Genomic DNA, 18,145 nt, shown 5'->3' with positions numbered 1-18,145 from the left:
CCGGGCCGCTCAGCGTGAGCCGCGGGTCCGTTCGACGCTGTCCGGTCCGAGGATCACGGCGCGGACCTGGTCCTCCACCTCGGCGGTGCAGACGAAGATCAGCTCGTCGCCGGCCTCGATCGGGTCGTCCGGGCTGGGCACCAGGACCCGCTTGCCGCGCAGGATCGCCACCAGGGCGGAGTCGCGGGGGAGCGGCACGGCGTGGATCGGCTGGCCGACGTAGGGCGCGGTCGGCGGCAGGGTGATCTCGACGAGGTTCGCCTCGCCCTGTCGGAAGGTCATCAGCCGGACCAGGTCGCCGACGGTGACCGCCTCCTCGACGAGCGCGGCCATCACCCGCGGCTTGCTCACCGCGACGTCCACGCCCCACTGCTCGGTGAACAACCACTCGTTCTCGGCCCGGTTGACCCGGGCGACCACCCGGGGCACCGCGAACTCGGTCTTGGCCAACAGCGACAGCACCAGGTTGGTCTTGTCGTCGCCGGTCGCCGCGACCACCACGTCGCATCCGGCGACGTCGGCCTCTTCCAGGCTGCTCAGCTCGCACGCGTCGGCCAGCACCCACTCGGCGGCCGGCACCCGGTCCGGGCGCAGCATCTTCGGTTGGCGCTCGATCAGCATCACCTGGTGACCGTTGTCGATCAACTCCTGGGCGATCGAGCGGCCCACGTTGCCCGCGCCCGCGATGGCGACCCGCATGGCTCAGTGCCCTCCTTCCGGCGGCGTCGCCGCCACCGACGTGACAGTCGCCACGATGTCATCGCTGACCAGCATGAACACCTGGTCGCCCTCCTGCATGACTGTGGAGCCGGTGGGCAGCGTGCCGATGCCGAAGCGGATCAGGTAGGCCACCCGCGCGCCGGTCGTGTCCTCCAGCGCCCGCACCGGTCGGCCGATCCAGTCCTTGTGTACGGGCACCTCGACGATCGACACAGTGCTCGTGGGGTCGCGGAAGATCTCCACGTTGCCCTCCGGCACCAGGTGTCGCAGCATCCGGTCCGCGGTCCACCGCACGGTCGCCACCGTGGGGATGCCCAGCCGCTCGTAGACCTGCGCCCGGCGCTGGTCGTAGATGCGGGCCGCGACCCGGGACACGCCGAACGTCTCGCGGGCCAGCCGGGCCGAGATGATGTTGGAGTTGTCGCCGCTCGACACCGCCGCGAAGGCGTCCGCGCGCTCGATGCCGGCCTGCCGGAGCACCTCGCCGTCGAAACCGGCACCGGTCACCGTGATCCCGGCGAAGTCGGGGCCGAGCCGGCGGAACGCGTCGGCGTCCTGGTCGATCACCGCCACCGAGTGCCCTCGGGACTCCAGGCTGTGGGCGAGGGTCGACCCGACCCGACCACATCCCATGATCACGACGTGCACGCTGTCCCTCCCAAGGTGCGTACCACTCCCGCTGCCGGTGGCCTTCGAGTGCGAGCCTGCCACGTCCCGGTCGCGAGCGGGGACCGACCGTACCCCGCCGTCGCGAGCAGCGGTGATCGCCCACCCCCGTGCTCCCGCTGTGGTGGTCGTACTCTTGGCGTTCGTGGCCAGTCCCACCTCGCTGCTGAAGCGGCTTCTTCTCGGTCGACCGTTCCGGTCCGACCGGCTCCAACACACCCTCCTGCCGAAGCGCATCGCGCTGCCCGTGTTCGCTTCCGACGCGCTGTCCAGCGTCGCGTACGCGCCTGACGAGATCCTGCTGACCCTCTCCATCGCCGGCGCCTCCGCGTACTTCTTCTCGCCGTGGATCGCGCTGGCCGTGGTCGTGGTCATGCTCACTGTGGTGGCGAGCTACCGGCAGAACGTGCACGCCTACCCGTCCGGTGGCGGCGACTACGAGGTGGCCACTGTCAACCTGGGGCCGAAGTTCGGCGTCGGGGTGGCCAGCGCCCTGCTGGTCGACTACGTGCTCACGGTGGCGGTGTCGGTCTCCTCCGGAGTGGCCAACCTGGGCTCCGTGGTGCCGTTCGTGGCCACCCACAAGGTCCTGATCGCGGTGCTCGCGGTGGTCCTTCTGACCGCTGTCAACCTGCGCGGCCTGCGCGAGTCCGGCACCGCGTTCGCCATCCCCACCTACGGCTTCGTGATCGTGATGCTCGGGATGCTGCTGACCGGGCTGTTCCGGGTCTTCGTCCTGGGTGACGAACTCCGTGCGCCGAGCGCCGACCTGGTGATCCAGGCCGAGCACAGCGTGACCGGTTTCGCGCTCGTCTTCCTGCTGCTGCGGACGTTCAGCTCGGGCGCCGCCGCGCTCACCGGCGTCGAGGCGATCTCCAACGGGGTGCCGGCGTTCAAGGCGCCGAAGAGCCGCAACGCCGCCACCACCCTGCTGCTGCTCGGCACCATCTCGGTGAGCATGCTGGTCGGGATCATCTGGCTGGCCCGGCTGACCCACCTGCAGTTCGTCGAGGATCCGGGCCTGCAGATCGTCTCCGGCCCCGAGGGGTACGTGCAGAAGACGGTCACCACCCAGCTCGGGGAGACGGTCTTCGGTTCCGGGTCGGTCCTGCTCTACGTGCTGGCCGGGGTGACCGCCCTGATCCTCTTCCTGGCCGCGAACACCGCGTTCAACGGTTTCCCGGTGCTCGGCTCGATCCTCGCCCAGGACCGCTACCTGCCCCGCCAGTTCCACACCCGGGGCGACCGGCTGGCCTTCTCCAACGGCATCACCTTCCTCGCCCTCTTCGCGATCGTGCTGATCGTCGGCTTCCAGGCCGAGGTGACGAAGCTGATCCAGCTCTACATCGTCGGGGTCTTCGTCTCGTTCACCGTCTCCCAGGTCGGCATGATCCGGCACTGGAACCGGCACCTGCGCACCGAGCGGGACCCGGAGGCGCGTCGCCGGATGTACCGCTCCCGGGCGATCAACACGTTCGGCGCGGGTCTGACCGGCGCGGTGCTGGTGATCGTCCTGATCACCAAGTTCCTGCTCGGCGCCTGGATCGCGATCGCCGCGATGGCGGTGATCTACGTGCTGATGCTGGCCATCCGCCGGCACTACGACCGGATCGCCGTCGAGCTGACCCCGCCGGACGAGGGCCGTGCCGTGCTGCCGGCCCGCAACCACGCGATCGTGCTGGTCAGCAAGCTGCACCAGCCGACGCTGCGGGCCATCGCCTACGCCCGCGCCACCCGGCCGGACACGCTCACCGCGGTGACCGTGAACGTGGACGAGAAGGACACCCGGGACCTGCAGGCAGACTGGGAGCGGCGGGAGATGGCCATCCCGCTCACCGTGATCGACTCGCCGTACCGGGAGATCACCCGCCCGATCCTGGACTTCGTCGCCTCCACCCGCCGCAAGTCGCCCCGGGACGTGGTCACCGTGTTCATCCCGGAGTACGTGGTCGGCCGTTGGTGGGAGAACCTGCTGCACAACCAGAGCGCCCTGCGCCTCAAGGGCCGGCTGCTCTTCGAACCGGGGGTGATGGTGGTCAGCGTGCCGTGGCAGCTCGCCTCGACGGCGAGCAAGAACCTGGACCGGCTGGACGCCACGCTGTCCCGGACCCCGGCGCGAGGGCCACGCAGCGTCGTGCCGCCGCTGGTCGCCGCCCCGCCGGTGGCCTCCGCGCCGCCCGGCGAGGGTGGTCCCGAGAACAACGAAACGATGGGGAACACCCGTGACTGAGTCGGGCGGTCAGCGGACCGCGACACCCCGGACGCCGTCGGCGTCGGCCCCGTCGGCGTTCGAGCGGGGCCTGGCCGAGGCGGACCGGGTCGAGCTGACCGTCGACGCGGTCGCCCCCGGCGGGCACTGCGTGGCCCGGGTGGACGGGCAGGTGGTCTTCGTCCGGCACGCCCTGCCCGGTGAACGGGTCATCGCCGAGGTCACCGAGGTGCACCGGGGGTTCGTCCGGGCCGACGCGGTGACCGTGCTGGAGCCCTCACCGGACCGGGTCGAGCCACCCTGCCCGTACGCGAAGCCGGGTGCCTGCGGAGGCTGCGACCTCCAGCACGTCGCCCCGGCCGCGCAGCTGGCCTGGAAGACCGCAGTGGTCCGCGAGCAGTTGGTCCGCCTCGGCGGGCTGACCGACGTCGAGCTGGACCGGCTCGGCGTCGGTGTCGAGGCGCTGCCCGGTGGGCTGCTCGGCTGGCGATCCCGGGTCCGTTACGCGGTCGACGCCGCGGACCGGGCCGGCCTGCTCAAGCACCGCTCGCACGAGGTGGTGCCGATCGACCGCTGCCGGATCGCCCACCCGGCCATCCAGCAGCTGCCGGTGCTCACCCCGACCGGTGCGCGCTGGCCGGCCGCCGAGGCGGTGGAGACCGTCGCCAGCACCGGCGGGGACGTGACCGTCACGGAGATCCGCGACGGGGTGCCCACCCCGGTCAGTGGCCCGGCCGAGGTCCGCGAGGTCGCCGCCGGACGGGACTGGGCGCTGCCGGCGTCCGCGTTCTGGCAGGTGCACCCGGCCGCGGCGGACGCCCTCTCCGCGGCGGTGCTGGAGTTGCTGGACCCGCAGCCGGGTGAGATTGCCTGGGACCTCTACGGCGGCGCTGGGCTGTTCGCCGCCGGGCTGGCCGCACGGGTCGGCGCGACAGGGCGGGTGACAGTTGTCGAAGCGGCGGCGCAGGGTGTCGCCGCCGCCCGGGAGAACCTCGCCGACCTGCCCCGCGTCGAGGTGGTGTCGGCCCGGGTGGAGACCGCGCTGGCCCGCCGACGGATCACCGGCCCGGTCGACGTGGTGGTGCTCGACCCACCGCGCTCCGGGGCCGGCGCCCCGGTGGTGCGCGCGCTGGCCGCCGCCGGCCCGCGGGCGGTCGCGTACGTGGCCTGTGACCCGGCCGCCTTCGCCCGGGACGTGCGGACCTTCGCCGACCTCGGTTGGCGGTTGGCGGCGCTCCGGGGCTTCGACCTCTTCCCGATGACGCAGCACGTCGAGCAGGTCGGGCTGCTGCTTCCGCCGGAGAGGTAGAACACCGCGCGTCCGCGTTTGTCGGCGCCTGACCGGCTACTCAGCTGCCGACTCCCCGCCCACCCCGGGTGGGCGGGGCTCGGGCCGGGCTGCGGAGTACCGGGCGGCCGATAGACTCTCCGGTCATGAGCGTTGAAGAGGACACGGCCAACCACGGCCGGCTGCTGGGGACGGTTCGCGGTCCGCAGGACGTCAAGCGGATGTCCGGCGAGGAACTGGACGTCCTCGCCGCCGAGATCCGGGACTTCCTGATCACCAAGGTCTCCCGCACCGGCGGGCACGTCGGACCCAACCTCGGTGTGGTCGAGCTGACGCTCGCCATGCATCGCGTCTTCGACTCCCCCCGGGACCGACTCCTGTTCGACACCGGCCACCAGGCGTACGTACACAAGATCATCACCGGACGTCAGGCCGGCTTCGACAAGCTCCGCCAGCGCGGTGGCCTCTCCGGCTACCCCAGCCAGGCGGAGAGCGAGCACGACCTCATCGAGAACTCGCACGCCTCCACCGCGCTGTCCTACGCCGACGGCCTCGCCAAGGCGTACGCCCTCCGGGGTGAGGCGCGCAGCGTCGTGGCCGTGGTCGGCGACGGCGCGCTGACCGGCGGCATGTGCTGGGAGGCGCTGAACAACATCGCCACCGCCGGCAACTCGTTGGTGATCGTGGTCAACGACAACGGCCGTTCCTACTCGCCCACCATCGGTGGCCTGGCGGACCACCTCTCCTCGCTGCGGCTCAACCCCGGCTACGAGAAGGTCCTCGACACCGTCAAGGACGCCCTCGGCTCCACGCCGCTGGTCGGCAAGCCGATGTACGAGGTGCTGCACGCGGTCAAGAAGGGCATCAAGGACGCGGTCGCCCCGCAGGCCATGTTCGAGGACCTCGGCATCAAGTACGTGGGCCCGGTGGACGGGCACGACGTGACGGCGGTCGAGGCGGCGCTGCGCGCGGCGAAGAACTTCGGCGGCCCGGTCATCGTGCACGCGGTCACCCGCAAGGGCTACGGCTACCGTCCCGCCGAGGAGGACGAGGCGGACTGCCTGCACGGCCCCGGCAGCGCCTTCGACGTGGAGACCGGCGCGCTGCTGGCCGCCCCGTCGGTGAAGTGGACGCACGTCTTCGCCGACGAGCTGCTGGCCATCGCCGACGAGCGCCCGGACGTGGTGGGCATCACGGCCGCGATGGCCGAGCCGACCGGCATCGCCAAGCTCGCCCGCAAGTACCCCGAGCGGGTGTACGACGTGGGCATCGCCGAGCAGCACGCTGCCACCTCGGCGGCCGGGTTGGCGCTCGGTGGCCTGCACCCGGTGGTCGCGGTCTACGCCACCTTCCTCAACCGCGCCTTCGACCAGGTCCTGCTGGACGTGGCGATGCACAAGCTGCCGGTGACCTTCGTGCTGGACCGGGCGGGCATCACCGGCCCGGACGGGCCGAGCCACTACGGCATCTGGGACATGTCGGTCTTCGGGGTGGTGCCGGGGCTGCGGATCGCCGCTCCCCGCGACGCCGCCACCCTCCGGGAGGAGCTGCGCGAGGCGGTTGCCGTCGACAACGGCCCGACCGTGGTGCGGTTCCCGACCGGTGCGGTCGCCGCGGACCTGCCGGCGCTGCGCCGGGTCGGCACTGTCGACGTGCTGGCCGAGTCCGCCCGTACCGACGTGCTGCTCGTCGCGGTCGGCTCCTTCGGCCAGTTGGGCATGGAGGTGGCCGCCCGGGTCGCCGAGCAGGGCTACGGGGTCACCGTCGTCGACCCGCGCTGGGTGCGTCCGGTCCCGGCGGAGCTGGTCGACCTGGCCGCCCGCCACCGGCTCGTGGTCAGCGTCGAGGACGGCGTCCGGGTCGGCGGGGTGGGCGACGCGCTCGCCCAGGCGATGCGTGACGCCGACGTCCGGGTGCCGCTCAAGGACCTGGGTGTGCCGGCCGACTGGCACCCGCACGGCACCCGCGCGCAGATCCTCGCCGACCTGGGCCTGACCGCTCAGGACGTGGCCCGCAACGTCACCGGTTGGATCTCCGGCCTGGACGCCACTCCGGATCGCCTCACCGCCAGCGACGCGGCAGCGCAGAACTAACGAGAACGAACGACGGCGGGCGTCCCTCGGGGCGCCCGCCGTCGTGTATCCCTGCCCAATGCCCCGCCCCGCTCTGCCCCGCTCTGCCCCGCCGATCTTGCACTTTCGGTCGGCGTGATGCGCCTTGAGCCCCGATTTGTCGGCGCAGAAAGTGCAAGATCGCGCGGGCAGGGGGTGGGTGGGGAGCGCGCTGCCCGGGGGTTAGCGGGGGGAGATCGAGCGGTAGTGGGTCTTGTCGGTGTTGGCGAGGCTGTAGGTCTGGGAACGGGACGGGGTGGGGACGACCGCCAGGCCGGGCCGTTCGACAAGCACGGGAGTTCCCGGTGGGACGGACAGGGAGCTGTCCCGGGTGGCCCGCCAGCTCAGCACCACCAGCGGCTGACCGGGCACCGGCAGTTGGTACGCCTGCAACGGGGTGGCCCGGTCGGCGGGTGAGACCACGGGCGCACTCCCGTCGGCCGGTCGATAGATCACCGCGGTCATCGCGCCGGCGTCGGTGTCCCAGCTGAGCTGCTGCAACTCGGCCGGCTCGCCGCCGCCGAGGGCGACCTCGCCGAGCGAGCGCACGGTGAGCTTCGCCATCGGCCAGGACGTCGGCACCGAGCGTGGGGCGTCCCGGTCCCCGATCCGGCGTGGAATGCTGCCGAACGGCCCCCGATCGCCGGCCAGCACGCAGGTGTCCAGGCCGGTGAGCGCCCGCCGGCCCGTGCCGGACTCGTCGCGAACCAGCGGGTAGCGCGGATCGACGGTGCCGGTGCCCAGGTCGAGTAGCCGGTCGGCGGCCCGCCCCCGGGGCAGCGACTCAGTGGTTCGCAGGGTCGCGGTCACCCCGACGGCAGTGCAGGACGGCACGTCGACCGGTGCGCTGAGGCCGTCCGCGATGGCGAGCGTCCGGTCCTGCGGCCCGAGGAGGGTCTGCACCCGGGCCGAGACCAGGTAGCGCCGGCCGCCGGCCGTCTGCACCGGCAGCACGTCGGAGTAGACGAGGTAACCCGGGTCGGTGTACTCGGTGGCGCGGGTCACCGCGTACCGGTCACCCTCGCGCGTCAGTTGCAGCAGCCAGGACGCGCTCTCGCCGGGCACGTCGGCGGCCACCAGCGCCATCGGGGCGCCGTCGACCCGACCGGAGAAGAGGATGCCGGACGAGGGCAGGTGCGCGCGGTCGTCGGCCGGCGACCGCCAGTTGCGGACCGCCGCGGTGACCGCCGCCGTCGCCGTGGCGTCCCCGGAGAGGTCGCCGCGGGGCGGCCACACGGCGAGAGTGCCGTCCAGGCTGTCGTACCCGACCCGGAGGTCCTGCGGCTTCCGCTCGGCTACCGGACCGCAGGCCGTGGCGGCCAGCAGCGCGCTCAGCAGGACGGGAAGCGCCCTGCCGTACCGACGGCCTGGAGTCACCTGGCCCGCCCCCGATCGCCTCGCGTCGCTGTCGGAAAGCGCCATAGTACGAGATGTCCGGTGCGCCACCTCAGTTGGCCGGCGCCCGACCCACCACAGTGGACGCCACCGGGGGTTTAGGGCGTTTTGGTTGCTCCGGTAGACTCCGCCGACTGTGACGCCTGCCGAGTCCCGCGCCCTGCCCGCGCCGCACACGGAGGCGGCAGCCGACTCCGCCGAGCTGGTGAGCTACCGCACACCGGTCGGCCTCTTCGCCGGCCCGCCCGCGCTGACCGCCCCCACCACGGAACCAGCCGAGCCCGAGGCGCCGGCCGAGCCTGAGGTGCCAACGGAGAGCGCGGCACCGGCCGAGCCCGAGGCGCCGGCGGAGAGCGCGGTGCCGTCGCGGTGGCGTCGGTGGACCCGGCGTCGGCAGCACCTGGCGGTGGGCGGGCTGTTCCTGCTCGCCGCGCTCTGGGTGACCAGCCGGATCTGGCTGGACCCGTCCGGCCGGGTGGCCTCGCTCTACACCGGAGACCCGGCGCAGGTGCAGTTCTTCCTCGCCCACTCGGTACGAGTGGTGCTGCACGGCGAGTACCCGTTCTACACCGAGCAGTTCAACTACCCGGACGGCGTCAACCTGATGGCCAACACGGCCGTGCTGGCGCTGGGTATCCCGATGGTCCCGGTGACGCTGCTCTTCGGGCCGGCGGTCTCCTTCGTGGTGCTGGTCACGCTCGGTCTCGCCGGCACCGCCATGGCCTGGTACCTCATGCTCTCCCGCCACCTGGTGCGTACCCCGCTCGCGGCGGCGGTCGGCGGCTGGTTCTGCGGGTTCTCGCCAGCGATGCTCTCGCACGCCAGCTGGCATCCGAACATCATCAGCCAGTTCCTGCTGCCGTTCATCGTGTGGCGGGTGCTGGTGCTCACCCGGTCCGGAAGACCGGTTCGGGACGGGGCCCTGCTCGCCCTGCTGGTCGCCGCGCAGGCGTTCATCAACGAGGAGATCCTGCTCTTCACGGCGCTGGCGTGCGGCGTCTTCCTGCTGGCGGTGCTCGCCCAGGAGCCGGCCCGGTGGCGGGCGGCGTGGCGACCCCTGGGCGTCGGCGTGGCGACCTGCGCGCTGCTGGCCGGGGCGCTGCTGGCGTACCCGCTCTACGTGCAGTTCGCCGGGCCGATGGCCTACCACGGGCTCAGCGACGCGGTGCAGGACTACGGCAACGACATCGCCGCGTTTTTCGCCCCCGGCTCGCCCACCCTCGGCGGCAACCAGCGCGCCAACATCAACCTGGCGCCGAACTACTCGGAGGAGAACGCCTTCTTCGGTTGGAGCCTGTCGATGCTGGCCATCGGCATCGTGGTCTGGCTGCGCCGGGAGTTGATCGTCCGCGCGCTCGCGGTGACCGGCGTGTTCTTCGCCGTGCTCTCCCTCGGCGAGCGGGTCTCCTGGTGGGACCGCGAGCTGATCACCGGGCCGTGGCAGTGGTTGGTGCACCTGCCGCTGCTGGACGCGGTGGTGCCGACCCGGTTCGGGCTGATCACCAGCGTGGTGGTCGGTCTGCTGCTGGCGCTCGCCGTCGAGCGGGCCTGGGCGCTCCGCCCGGCCGACCGCCGCACCGTCCGCGTGCTCACCGCGGCGGGCCTGGCCTTCGCGCTGCTGCCGATCGCACCGATGCCGCTGCGGATGGTCTCCCGGCCGCCGGTGCCGGACTTCATCACGGCGGACCGGTGGCGGGCGTACGTCGGACCGGACCAGACGCTGGTGCCGATCCCGGTGCCCAGCATGGGCAACACGCACGGCATGCGCTGGGCGGCGGCTACCAACCTCGACTTCAAGATCCCCGGCGGTTACTTCCTCGCACCCCGTAACGGCAACACCGGCGACGCGGGCCGGTTCGGCGGTCGTCCCAGCGGGGTGGGTCAGATGCTGGAGGAGGTGGCGACCACCGGCCGTACGCCCAAGCTCGACGACCGGCAGCGTCGGCGCTTCACCGACGAGCTGCGGCACTGGCGGGCGGCGATCCTGGTCCTGCCGGTGCGGCAGCAGAACGCCGAGCCGCTGCGACGTACGGTCGAGGAGCTGGTCGGCCCGGGCCGCCAGGAGTTGGATGTCTGGGTCTGGGACGTCCGGGCGCTCACCGACCGTTCGGTCTGATGACCACCGGGACAACGTCCCCGAACACCTCGTCCCCGGCGACGGTCGGCACCTCCCGTCCGGCCTGGCTGCGGGACGCGCTGGTGGTGGCCGGCTATCTGGGCCTCGCCGTGATGGTGACCAGCGGGCAGTGGGGTCGCCCGTGGCGGCTCTTCCACCAGGCGGGTGACCAGATCCTCTTCGAGTGGATGCTGGCCCACGCCGCGCATGCCGTGGTCGAGGGGGAGAACCCGCTCCTCGGCACCGGGTTGAACGCGCCCGACGGGGTCAACCTGATGGCGAACACCTCGGTGCTCGGCCTGGGTGTCCCGCTGACCCCTGTCACAGTGCTCTTCGGCTCGCAGGTGGCGTTCTGCGTGGCGGTCGTCTGCTGCCTCGCCGGGACCGCCGTCGCCTGGTACGTGCTGCTGCGCCGCCGGCTGGTCGGCACCCGGACCGCAGCCGCGGTGGGTGGGCTGATCTGTGGCTTCGCCCCGGGCATGATCGCTCAGGCGGGCGCCCATCTGCACATCGCCGCCCAGTTCCTGGTGCCCGCGATCCTCGCCCTGGTGTTCCGGCCCGCCTCGGACACGACTCGGCACGGCGTGTGGCGCCCCGGCGTCGGATTGGGACTGCTGCTCGTCTGGCAGGTCTTCATCGGCGAGGAGGTGCTGGTCTTCCTGGCGCTCGCGGCCGGAGTCTTCGCGCTGGGTTACGCGCTCGCCGACCGGGTGGCCGCGCGGCGGCTCGCGCCGGCCCTGTTCGGCCGGCTCGCGGTGGCGGCCGGGGTGGCGGCGGTGCCGCTGGCGTATCCGCTGTGGTTCCAGTTCCACGGCCCGCAGCACTACTCCGGGATGGCGTTCGCCACGCAGGGTTTTCAGCTGGACGTCGCCTCGTTCACCGCGTCGGCCCGGCAGACCGTGCTGGGTGACGACTGGCTGCCGGGGTTGCTCTCGCCCAACCCGACCGAGGAGAACTCGTTCTTCGGCCCGGGTCTGCTGGTGCTCGCCGTGGTGATCGTGATCTGGCAGTGGCGACGACCCATGGTCCGGGCACTGGCCGCCTGCGGCGTGGTCTTCGCAGTGCTCTCGCTCGGCGGCGAACTGCGGGTGGACGGTGAAGCCACAGGCATTCCGGGACCGTACCGGCTGGTCGCCGGGGTACCGCTGCTCGACCTCGCTGTGCCGGCCCGGTTCGCGCTGGTCTGCGTACCGGTGCTGGGCGTGCTGGTGGCGCTGTCAGTGGACCGGGTCCGGGCCGCCCGCGGGCCGAACGTGGCGGCGGGCCCACCGGTGCGGCTGCTGTGGGCCGGCGCGGTCGCCGCCGCGCTGCTGCCCCTGACGCCGACGCCGATCCGCGTGGTGCCGGTCGCGCCGGTGCCGGCGTTCGTCGCCGCCGGCGGCTGGCGTCCGCTGGTGCCGCCCGGCCGGACGGTGGTCGCGGTGCCCCCGGTCACCGGTGCCGCGCGTAGCCCGGTGATGCTCTGGTCCGCCCGTACCGGCCTGGGGTTCTCCGCGCCGGGCGGTTACTTCATCGGCCCCAGCGGCCCGGACGACCCGGCGGCCCGCTGGGGTGCGCCGGACCGGCCCACGTCGGTGCTGCTGCGGCAGGTGGCCGAGACCGGCGCGGTGCCGGTGCTCAGCGACGACGACCGTCGTCAGGCCGTCGAGGACCTGCGGCACTGGCGGGCCGCGGTGGTCGTACTCGGCCAGCTGGAGCACGGTGACCCGGTCCGCCGCACCGTCGACGACCTGATCGGACCGGGCCGACCGGTCGACGGCGGATGGTTGTGGGACGTCCGGGACCGGGTCGGCTGAGCCGACCGATGGCCCGGTCCTCGACTAGCCCACCAGGGTGCGGACGTCCCAGACCCAGACGTCGTCGACCCGCTGCGGTGGCCCGATCAGGGCGGTGACCAGCTCACGGAGCACCGCCTCGCGGGGGTGCGCCCCGAGCACCACCACCGACGCCCGCCAGAACCGCAGGTCCTCGACGGCCTGACGACGGTCGTCGTCGCTGAGCGCCGGAACCGTGCCGCTGTCCATGGTGGAGTAGATGAGGGAGCTGGTCGGTCGGTTCGGCGCACCGAAGACCCCCTCACCCAGCTCGTTCGGCCCGATGAAGTAACCGCCCGGCACGGGGAACTCCTGCCCGGTCAGCGCACTCCACCGCAGCGTCGGCAGACCGTGCACGTTGCTCGGGATCGGCACCGGCACCAGGGTCCGACCCGCCGGCACGTACGGCCGCCAGCCGCCCGCGCTGATGAAGTGCGGCGGCGGGTCGATCTGCTGGGCGGGCAGCGGCCGCGGGAAGAGCGGCAGCACGGCGAGGGCGACCGCCGCGTACCCCACCGGACGCAGCCACCGACGGCGCGCCGCGGCCGGCGCGGCGGGCTCGGCCCGCTCGGCGGACGTGGCCGGGGTCGCTTCGGCGGTGCGCTGGGCCGGCACCCGCGGCGGGTCTGCCACCGGGCGCCCCTGGCGGTGCGCGGCTTCCCAGGTCAACGCGAGCAGTACGCCCACCGCGGCGGCGACCACAAGCGTCAACCGGGTCGGCATCATCATCTCGACGAGCGGCAGGTCGTCCGACACGTACGACCACGGGCCCCGTACACCGGTCTCCACGCCGTTGAACCGCACCCACGGCCCGATCGCGGCCACGCTGAACACCACGATGAGCACCGCGACGATCCGGGTGGCCAGCGAGCGGCGTACGAGCAGCACCAGAGCCACCACCGAGAGCAGCACCAGCGGCCAACCGAACCAGGTGTTCTGCTCGGTCAGGCCGATCGTCTTCTCCACCGCCGGGTCACCGGCCCAGGTGTCCCGGGCGAAGGTGACGAAGGCGACCAGATCCTCGCCCCAGTTGTGGAACACACCACCCTGCAGACCCCGGTAGGACTGCGGGCCGTTGAACTGGAACCAGATCGGATACGCGGTGAGCACCAGGGCCAGCCCGCCCGCGACGCCGAGCCCGGCCAGGAACGTGCCGGCGGCGGCCCGGGTGGCGCGCGGCCGCTGCACCGCGTATGCCAGCACGATGACCAGGCAGGCCAGCGCGGTGAGCAGCAACATCTCCTCGTTGATGAAGATCTGGTACGCCACCAGCGCACCGAGCACGAGCCCGTTGCGTCGCCACCGGCCCGGCTCACCCAGGCTCAGCACCCGCACCACGATCAGCGGGAGCAGGAAGTTGGACACGAAGTTCGGTTGGCCGTTGGCGTGGTGGATGATTCCCGGCGCGAAGCCGAGGAACGCGCCACCGACGAACGCCGCCGCCCGGGAGCGCACCAGGTGGCGGGAGAGCATCCAGTACCCGGTGCCGGCGGTGGCCGCCAGCGCCGCGCCCAGGTAGAGCGCGTACATCACCTGGGGGCCGAGCAGCATGGTCAGCGGGGCCAGCGGCAGGGTCACCCCGAGCAGCGAGGTGTTGGCCATCATGTTCACCCCGTCCGGGGCGTTCTGACGGGCCGTGAACAGCGGGTTCTCCAGGTGCCGCACCGAGTACGCGCCGTGCGCGAACAGCCACTCGAACCAGCTGTGATCGGTGGGCAGGTGCGAGGAGACCCGGCCGGTGACGTCACCCCAGTAGTTGAGGCAGACGAAGACGCCCAGCAGCACATAGGCTCCGAGGGCCAACAGGTCGGCTCGGGCCGGACGGCGTCGAGGCCGCCGTGTCGACTCGGCCTCGGCCGGGTCGGCGTCGGTCAGGGAATTCAGCGAAGGGTCTACCACCGGCACAGCCACGACGCGCCATCGTACAGGCGGGGTTCCGTCGCTTTTGCCGGCCCGGTGCGCTCGCGGTCGGTTTGCCGGATGGCGACCCGTCGGCCAGCCTTACTGGTGACGGAAGGACGGTCGTTGTCGATCATCGAGCTGGGCGAGATCCGGGACGAGCCCGCGTCGGCGCCTGCGGTTCGGCGCCCCCGCGCCGCCGGTCGCCCGCTGCGCAGCGGGGCGGTGCTGGTCCTCAGCCTGGTGGTGCTGGCCGGCGCCACGCCGCCACCGCAGCGAACGGTGAGCGAGGTGCCGGCGTCGCGGAGGTCCACGGCGTACCTGGCCGGGGACGGCGTCTTCGTGGTCGACCCGCCGGCACCCGACGGCGACCGGTACCTCACCGCGTACGCCCAGCCCGCACCGGTCGGCGCCGGTGCGCGGCGGCGGTGGCAGGCGTCGCTGGCCCGCACCGGTGACTACCTCGACGTCCGGGCCGAACGGGGGTTGGTGCTGGCGATGGCGGTCAACGCCCCGAACCGGTTGTTCCAGACCACCGCCTTCGACGGCGCCACGGGCCGGCAACGCTGGCAGCATCCGGGTGCTCTGCAACCGACCGTCGGCGGCGGCCTGCTGCTGACCGACGTCCGGGAGGACGGGTCCGGCACGATCAGCGGGGTCGAGCCCGACACCGGCCGGGTGCTCTGGTCGGTGCCGATCCCGCCGGCCGCCAATCCCACCTCCCATCTCGATTCCGAGGGCCAGGTCGACCGGTTCGTGCTCCTGCAACCGACCGGCGAGGTGCAGGTGCACGACGCCGGCACCGGCGACCTGCTGCGCAGCGTCGACACGCTGCCCGGTGACCGGTCGGCGTACCAGCGGGTGCAGGTCGTGGACGACCTGCTGCTGCTCGTTCCGCCCGGCAGCACCCGGCTGGTGGCCTTCGGGCTGGCCCAGTTGGAGCCACGGTGGACGGCCGAGGTGACGCTGGTGTCGCATGTGCTCGCCTGCGGTGGTCTGCTCTGCGCGGTGCCACAGACCGGCGGCCTCCAGGTGCTCGACCCGGTCACCGGCGCGGTGCGGTGGTCGGAAGCGGGCCAGGACAACCTGGCCGACGTCCGGTCCGGTCGGTTGCTCATGGCCAGTCCCGGTCGGGGATACACGGTGCGGGACGCGGCAACCGGACAGGTGCGCATCGAGTTGGGTGCGTGGGTCCTGCTGCCGGTGCTCGGACCGGACGATCCGCTTGTCGGTGTGCGGCGGGGCGACGGCGGTGGGATGGTCGTCGCCGAACTCGATCTGGTGGCCGGCCGATCGCGGATCGTCGACGTGCTGCCGGGCATCGCCGGCAGTTGCCAGGCGTCCCTGCCGGTCCTGCTGTGCCAGCGTCTCGACGGCACGACAGCGCTGTGGAGGTTGACGCGGTGAGCGACTCGGTGATCGACCTCGGCGAGCTACGGCACGACTCGGACCCGGACCCGATGCCCCGCCCGCCCCGCGGCCACGGTCGCCCGCTGCGCTGCGCGCTGGTCCTGCTGCTCGCACTCGTCACGCTCGCCGCCGCCGCGGTGTCGCCACCCCGGCGAACCCCTGTGACACTGCAGGCCCAACGCGGGTCCGACATCATGGTCGACGGTGACCTTCTGCTGGTCATGGAGCCGGTCAACACCTCGACCCGGCAGGGGCGGCTGTCCGCGTACCGGCTGCCCGGCGGCGAGCTGGTCTGGCAGGCGCCGCTGTCGGCGGAGGCCCGCTACTGGGGAATGAAGCCGCTGGGCGGCATGCTGCTGGCCACCGGGTTCGAGATCGGCCCGGAGGGTCGGGACATACTCACCGTCGCCCTGGACCGGGCGACCGGGGCGTACCGGTGGCAGCAGCCGGGCAGCGTCTCCAGGCTGGCCGACGGCAACCTGCTGCTGCGGAGCGGTGGCGAGACCCTGCCGTCCAATCTGCGCGCTGTCGATCCGTGCTGCGGGACCGTGCGCTGGCAGCTACCTCCCACCACCGCCGAGGTCAGCGTCCGGGACACCGGGCACGGGGTGGACCGGCTGGTGCTCAACCAGGAGAACGGGATGGTCGAGGTACGCGACGCCACCACCGGCGCGGCGCTGGCCCACGCCGACATGCGCCCACCCGGCGGGGCGCGGCTCGGGATCGATCTGATCGACGACCTGCTGCTGGCCATCGACAGAGGCTCGGGCACGATCAACGCGTACGGGTTGGACCGGCTGGATCGGCGTTGGACACGCGCGAGCGGCCCGATCGAGTTCGCGCTCGACTGTGGGCCCATCGTGTGTCTGCGCACCGGCGGCAACGAGCTACAGGCGCTCGACCCCGCGACCGGCGACGTGCGCTGGCGCAGTGACCGCTGGCTGTGGGGCTGGCCGTACGGAGGCCGGCTGATGGCCAACATCAGCGGCTTCGGTCCGATGGAGCAGTACGTCGTGATCGATGCGCTGACCGGCCGGCAGTTGGCCGACCTGGGCAAGTGGGAGCTGTACCAACTCGATGTCGGCGGTCGGCTGGTCGGCATACGACGGCATCCCGACGGAGGGATGCTCGTCAGCGAGTTGGACATCGCCGCCGGAAAGGTGCGCATTGTGGACGTGCTGCCCGATGCCACCGGGGAGTGTCAGGCGATCACCGGTTACCTGGTGTGCAGCGCCGCCGCGGCCGGCTCCTACCAGCTCTGGAAACTGGCCGACTGATCACCAGTTGGCCTGGGCGGGCGGCGGGGGCAGCGGCACCGAGTCGTGTCGCAACACGTACGCCACCCCGCCGCTGCCGCGCTGCCAGACCGCCTCGAAACCCCGCCGGGGCACGGTACGACGGACCGCGTCGTCGTCCGAGGCGTACGGGTCGTTGAGCACCGGGTCGCCGTCGGCGGTGAAGCCGACCAGCACCATCAGGTGCCCTCCGGTGTCGTACCCGAGCCCCGGCACCTCGTCGGCGCGGAACGCGGCGGAGACGATCAGGGGGATGCCGGCGGCGACGAACGCCTCCGCCTCGGCCAGCGACCGCAGTCGGGTGACGAACGCGTTCACCCCGTGCAGACCGGCGTACGCGGTGTTGAACGGCCAGTTGCCGGCCCCGGCGTACGCGTGGTCGTAGCAGTGTCGGGCGGCGTGCACCACCACCGGACGCGGGCCGGACGGCTCCACCCAGGCGTAGCGGTCCGGGGTCGGCCCGGCGCCCCAGTAGGCGAGCACCATCGAGGTGCAGGTGGGGCTGCACCAGGAGTCGCCGCCACCACCCCACTGCGGATACTGGCCGGCGTGCAGCCGCTGCGAGTAGCGGGGCACGTCCAGCACCCGGCCCCAGGCGGCGGACGAGGTGGGCTCCTGCGCGTACCAGTGGTCGGGGGTCGTGGGCCCGGTGGCGACCGCGCCGATGCTGCGCAGCACCGGGCCGGTGGGGCTGCCGGCGGGCCGGCACAAGGTCACTCGCGCCTGCCAACCGGTGACCGTCGCTCCGGTCATGATCAGGGTGTCGGTGTCGACCCGGGCGGCACCGTCGCGCTGTCCGGGGAGCGAGGTGCGTCGTACCGTGTGGTCGCCGGCGGCCCAGCGGGCCAGCCGGTACCAGTCGGTGCTGGGCGCGTCGTCGTGCCAGCCGCGCAGGTCGACCTCGATCCAGCAGCCGTCCGGGGTGTCCGCCGTCCAGGACGGCACCACCTCGGCGACGGCGAAGCCGACCGGTACCGGCGGCGACGTCCAGGTGCCCCGCGAGGCGACGCCGTCGAGGGCGAGCCCTCGACCGCTGGCGCGCAGGCCGTCGCCGCTGCCGCTGGCCGTGTCGGCCGGCAGGTGGAAACCCCGGTAGGCGATGTCCCGTCGGGTGGGTGGTGCCGCAGTGGTCATGCCAGGTCCGTCCGTCGCTCGGTGCCGCCGGCCAGCATCGCGTACGCCGTGGTGGCCCGCAACGCCGGCCGGCGCGGACGGCGAGGGA

At 72.6% G+C, this 18,145-nt stretch carries 12 protein-coding genes; 7 read left to right on the top strand and 5 right to left on the bottom strand.

What is annotated here, in order from left to right; all coding sequences use genetic code 11:
- Positions 1 to 9 precede the first annotated feature (9 nt).
- Entirely contained in the window at positions 10 to 699 is a 690-nt protein-coding gene (locus OH804_RS20085; protein ID WP_196921700.1) for a TrkA family potassium uptake protein, read from the bottom strand.
- Between the two features lie 3 nt (positions 700 to 702).
- A complete protein-coding gene (locus OH804_RS20080) occupies positions 703 to 1,368 on the bottom strand; it encodes a TrkA family potassium uptake protein (RefSeq protein WP_196921701.1) in 666 nt (221 codons plus the stop codon).
- Between the two features lie 163 nt (positions 1,369 to 1,531).
- Between OH804_RS20080 and OH804_RS20075 the strand changes: the two genes are divergently transcribed.
- From OH804_RS20075 to dxs, 3 genes are all read left to right on the top strand, one after another.
- Positions 1,532 to 3,616: an APC family permease gene (locus tag OH804_RS20075; RefSeq protein WP_406058790.1), complete on the top strand. Its 2,085-nt coding sequence runs from the start codon at positions 1,532 to 1,534 to the stop codon at positions 3,614 to 3,616.
- A gap of 70 nt (positions 3,617 to 3,686) precedes the next feature.
- A complete protein-coding gene (locus OH804_RS20070; RefSeq protein WP_196924824.1) occupies positions 3,687 to 4,904 on the top strand; it encodes a class I SAM-dependent RNA methyltransferase in 1,218 nt (405 codons plus the stop codon).
- Between the two features lie 125 nt (positions 4,905 to 5,029).
- Positions 5,030 to 6,976, top strand: coding sequence for a 1-deoxy-D-xylulose-5-phosphate synthase (gene dxs / locus OH804_RS20065; protein ID WP_196921703.1), 1,947 nt, complete (start codon positions 5,030 to 5,032; stop codon positions 6,974 to 6,976).
- 201 nt (positions 6,977 to 7,177) lie between these two features.
- Here the strand turns inward: dxs and OH804_RS20060 are convergent, their stop codons facing one another.
- The gene (locus OH804_RS20060; RefSeq protein ID WP_406058788.1) at positions 7,178 to 8,371 is read right to left on the bottom strand and encodes a hypothetical protein; all 1,194 of its coding nucleotides are present in this window, start codon (positions 8,369 to 8,371) and stop codon (positions 7,178 to 7,180) included.
- Positions 8,372 to 8,747: 376 nt separating this feature from the next.
- On the opposite strand from OH804_RS20060, the gene OH804_RS20055 reads away from it, so the two are divergent.
- Both OH804_RS20055 and OH804_RS20050 read left to right on the top strand, forming a co-directional pair.
- Complete coding sequence (locus tag OH804_RS20055) at positions 8,748 to 10,505, top strand: hypothetical protein (RefSeq protein ID WP_406066605.1); 1,758 nt, start codon at positions 8,748 to 8,750, stop codon at positions 10,503 to 10,505.
- Positions 10,505 to 12,301: a hypothetical protein gene (locus OH804_RS20050; protein ID WP_406058786.1), complete on the top strand. Its 1,797-nt coding sequence runs from the start codon at positions 10,505 to 10,507 to the stop codon at positions 12,299 to 12,301. Before OH804_RS20055 ends, OH804_RS20050 begins: the two co-directional genes overlap by 1 nt.
- A 24-nt stretch (positions 12,302 to 12,325) precedes the next feature.
- On the opposite strand, the gene OH804_RS20045 is transcribed toward OH804_RS20050, so the two are convergent.
- On the bottom strand, positions 12,326 to 14,218 hold the full coding sequence (locus OH804_RS20045; protein ID WP_406066603.1) for a hypothetical protein: 1,893 nt from the start codon (positions 14,216 to 14,218) through the stop codon (positions 12,326 to 12,328).
- Positions 14,219 to 14,344: 126 nt separating this feature from the next.
- On the opposite strand from OH804_RS20045, the gene OH804_RS20040 reads away from it, so the two are divergent.
- Positions 14,345 to 15,625, top strand: coding sequence for a PQQ-binding-like beta-propeller repeat protein (locus OH804_RS20040; RefSeq protein WP_406058784.1), 1,281 nt, complete (start codon positions 14,345 to 14,347; stop codon positions 15,623 to 15,625).
- A complete protein-coding gene (locus tag OH804_RS20035; RefSeq protein ID WP_196921707.1) occupies positions 15,622 to 16,905 on the top strand; it encodes a PQQ-binding-like beta-propeller repeat protein in 1,284 nt (427 codons plus the stop codon). The genes OH804_RS20040 and OH804_RS20035 overlap by 4 nt, the downstream gene beginning before the upstream one ends.
- Here OH804_RS20035 and OH804_RS20030 read toward each other — a convergent pair whose 3' ends face one another.
- Positions 16,906 to 18,057 (bottom strand): peptidase C39 family protein, encoded by a 1,152-nt coding sequence (locus OH804_RS20030; protein ID WP_231392557.1) that lies wholly within the window; start codon positions 18,055 to 18,057, stop codon positions 16,906 to 16,908.
- Positions 18,058 to 18,145 lie beyond the last annotated feature (88 nt).

This window comes from Micromonospora sp. NBC_00860 (assembly GCF_045207375.1).
In the GTDB taxonomy this organism is placed as follows: Bacteria; Actinomycetota; Actinomycetes; order Mycobacteriales; family Micromonosporaceae; genus Micromonospora; species Micromonospora vinacea.
Note: the sequence above shows the minus strand (reverse complement) of the source record. Positions and strands in the feature narration are given on the sequence as shown.

Excerpts from the sequence above, each read along its gene's own strand:
- OH804_RS20030 (WP_231392557.1), bottom strand. The coding sequence starts at position 18,057 with ATGACCACTGCGGCACCACCCACCCGACGGGACATCGCCTACCGGGGT.
- OH804_RS20050 (WP_406058786.1), top strand. The coding sequence starts at position 10,505 with ATGACCACCGGGACAACGTCCCCGAACACCTCGTCCCCGGCGACGGTC.
- dxs (WP_196921703.1), top strand. The coding sequence starts at position 5,030 with ATGAGCGTTGAAGAGGACACGGCCAACCACGGCCGGCTGCTGGGGACG.
- OH804_RS20085 (WP_196921700.1), bottom strand. The coding sequence starts at position 699 with ATGCGGGTCGCCATCGCGGGCGCGGGCAACGTGGGCCGCTCGATCGCC.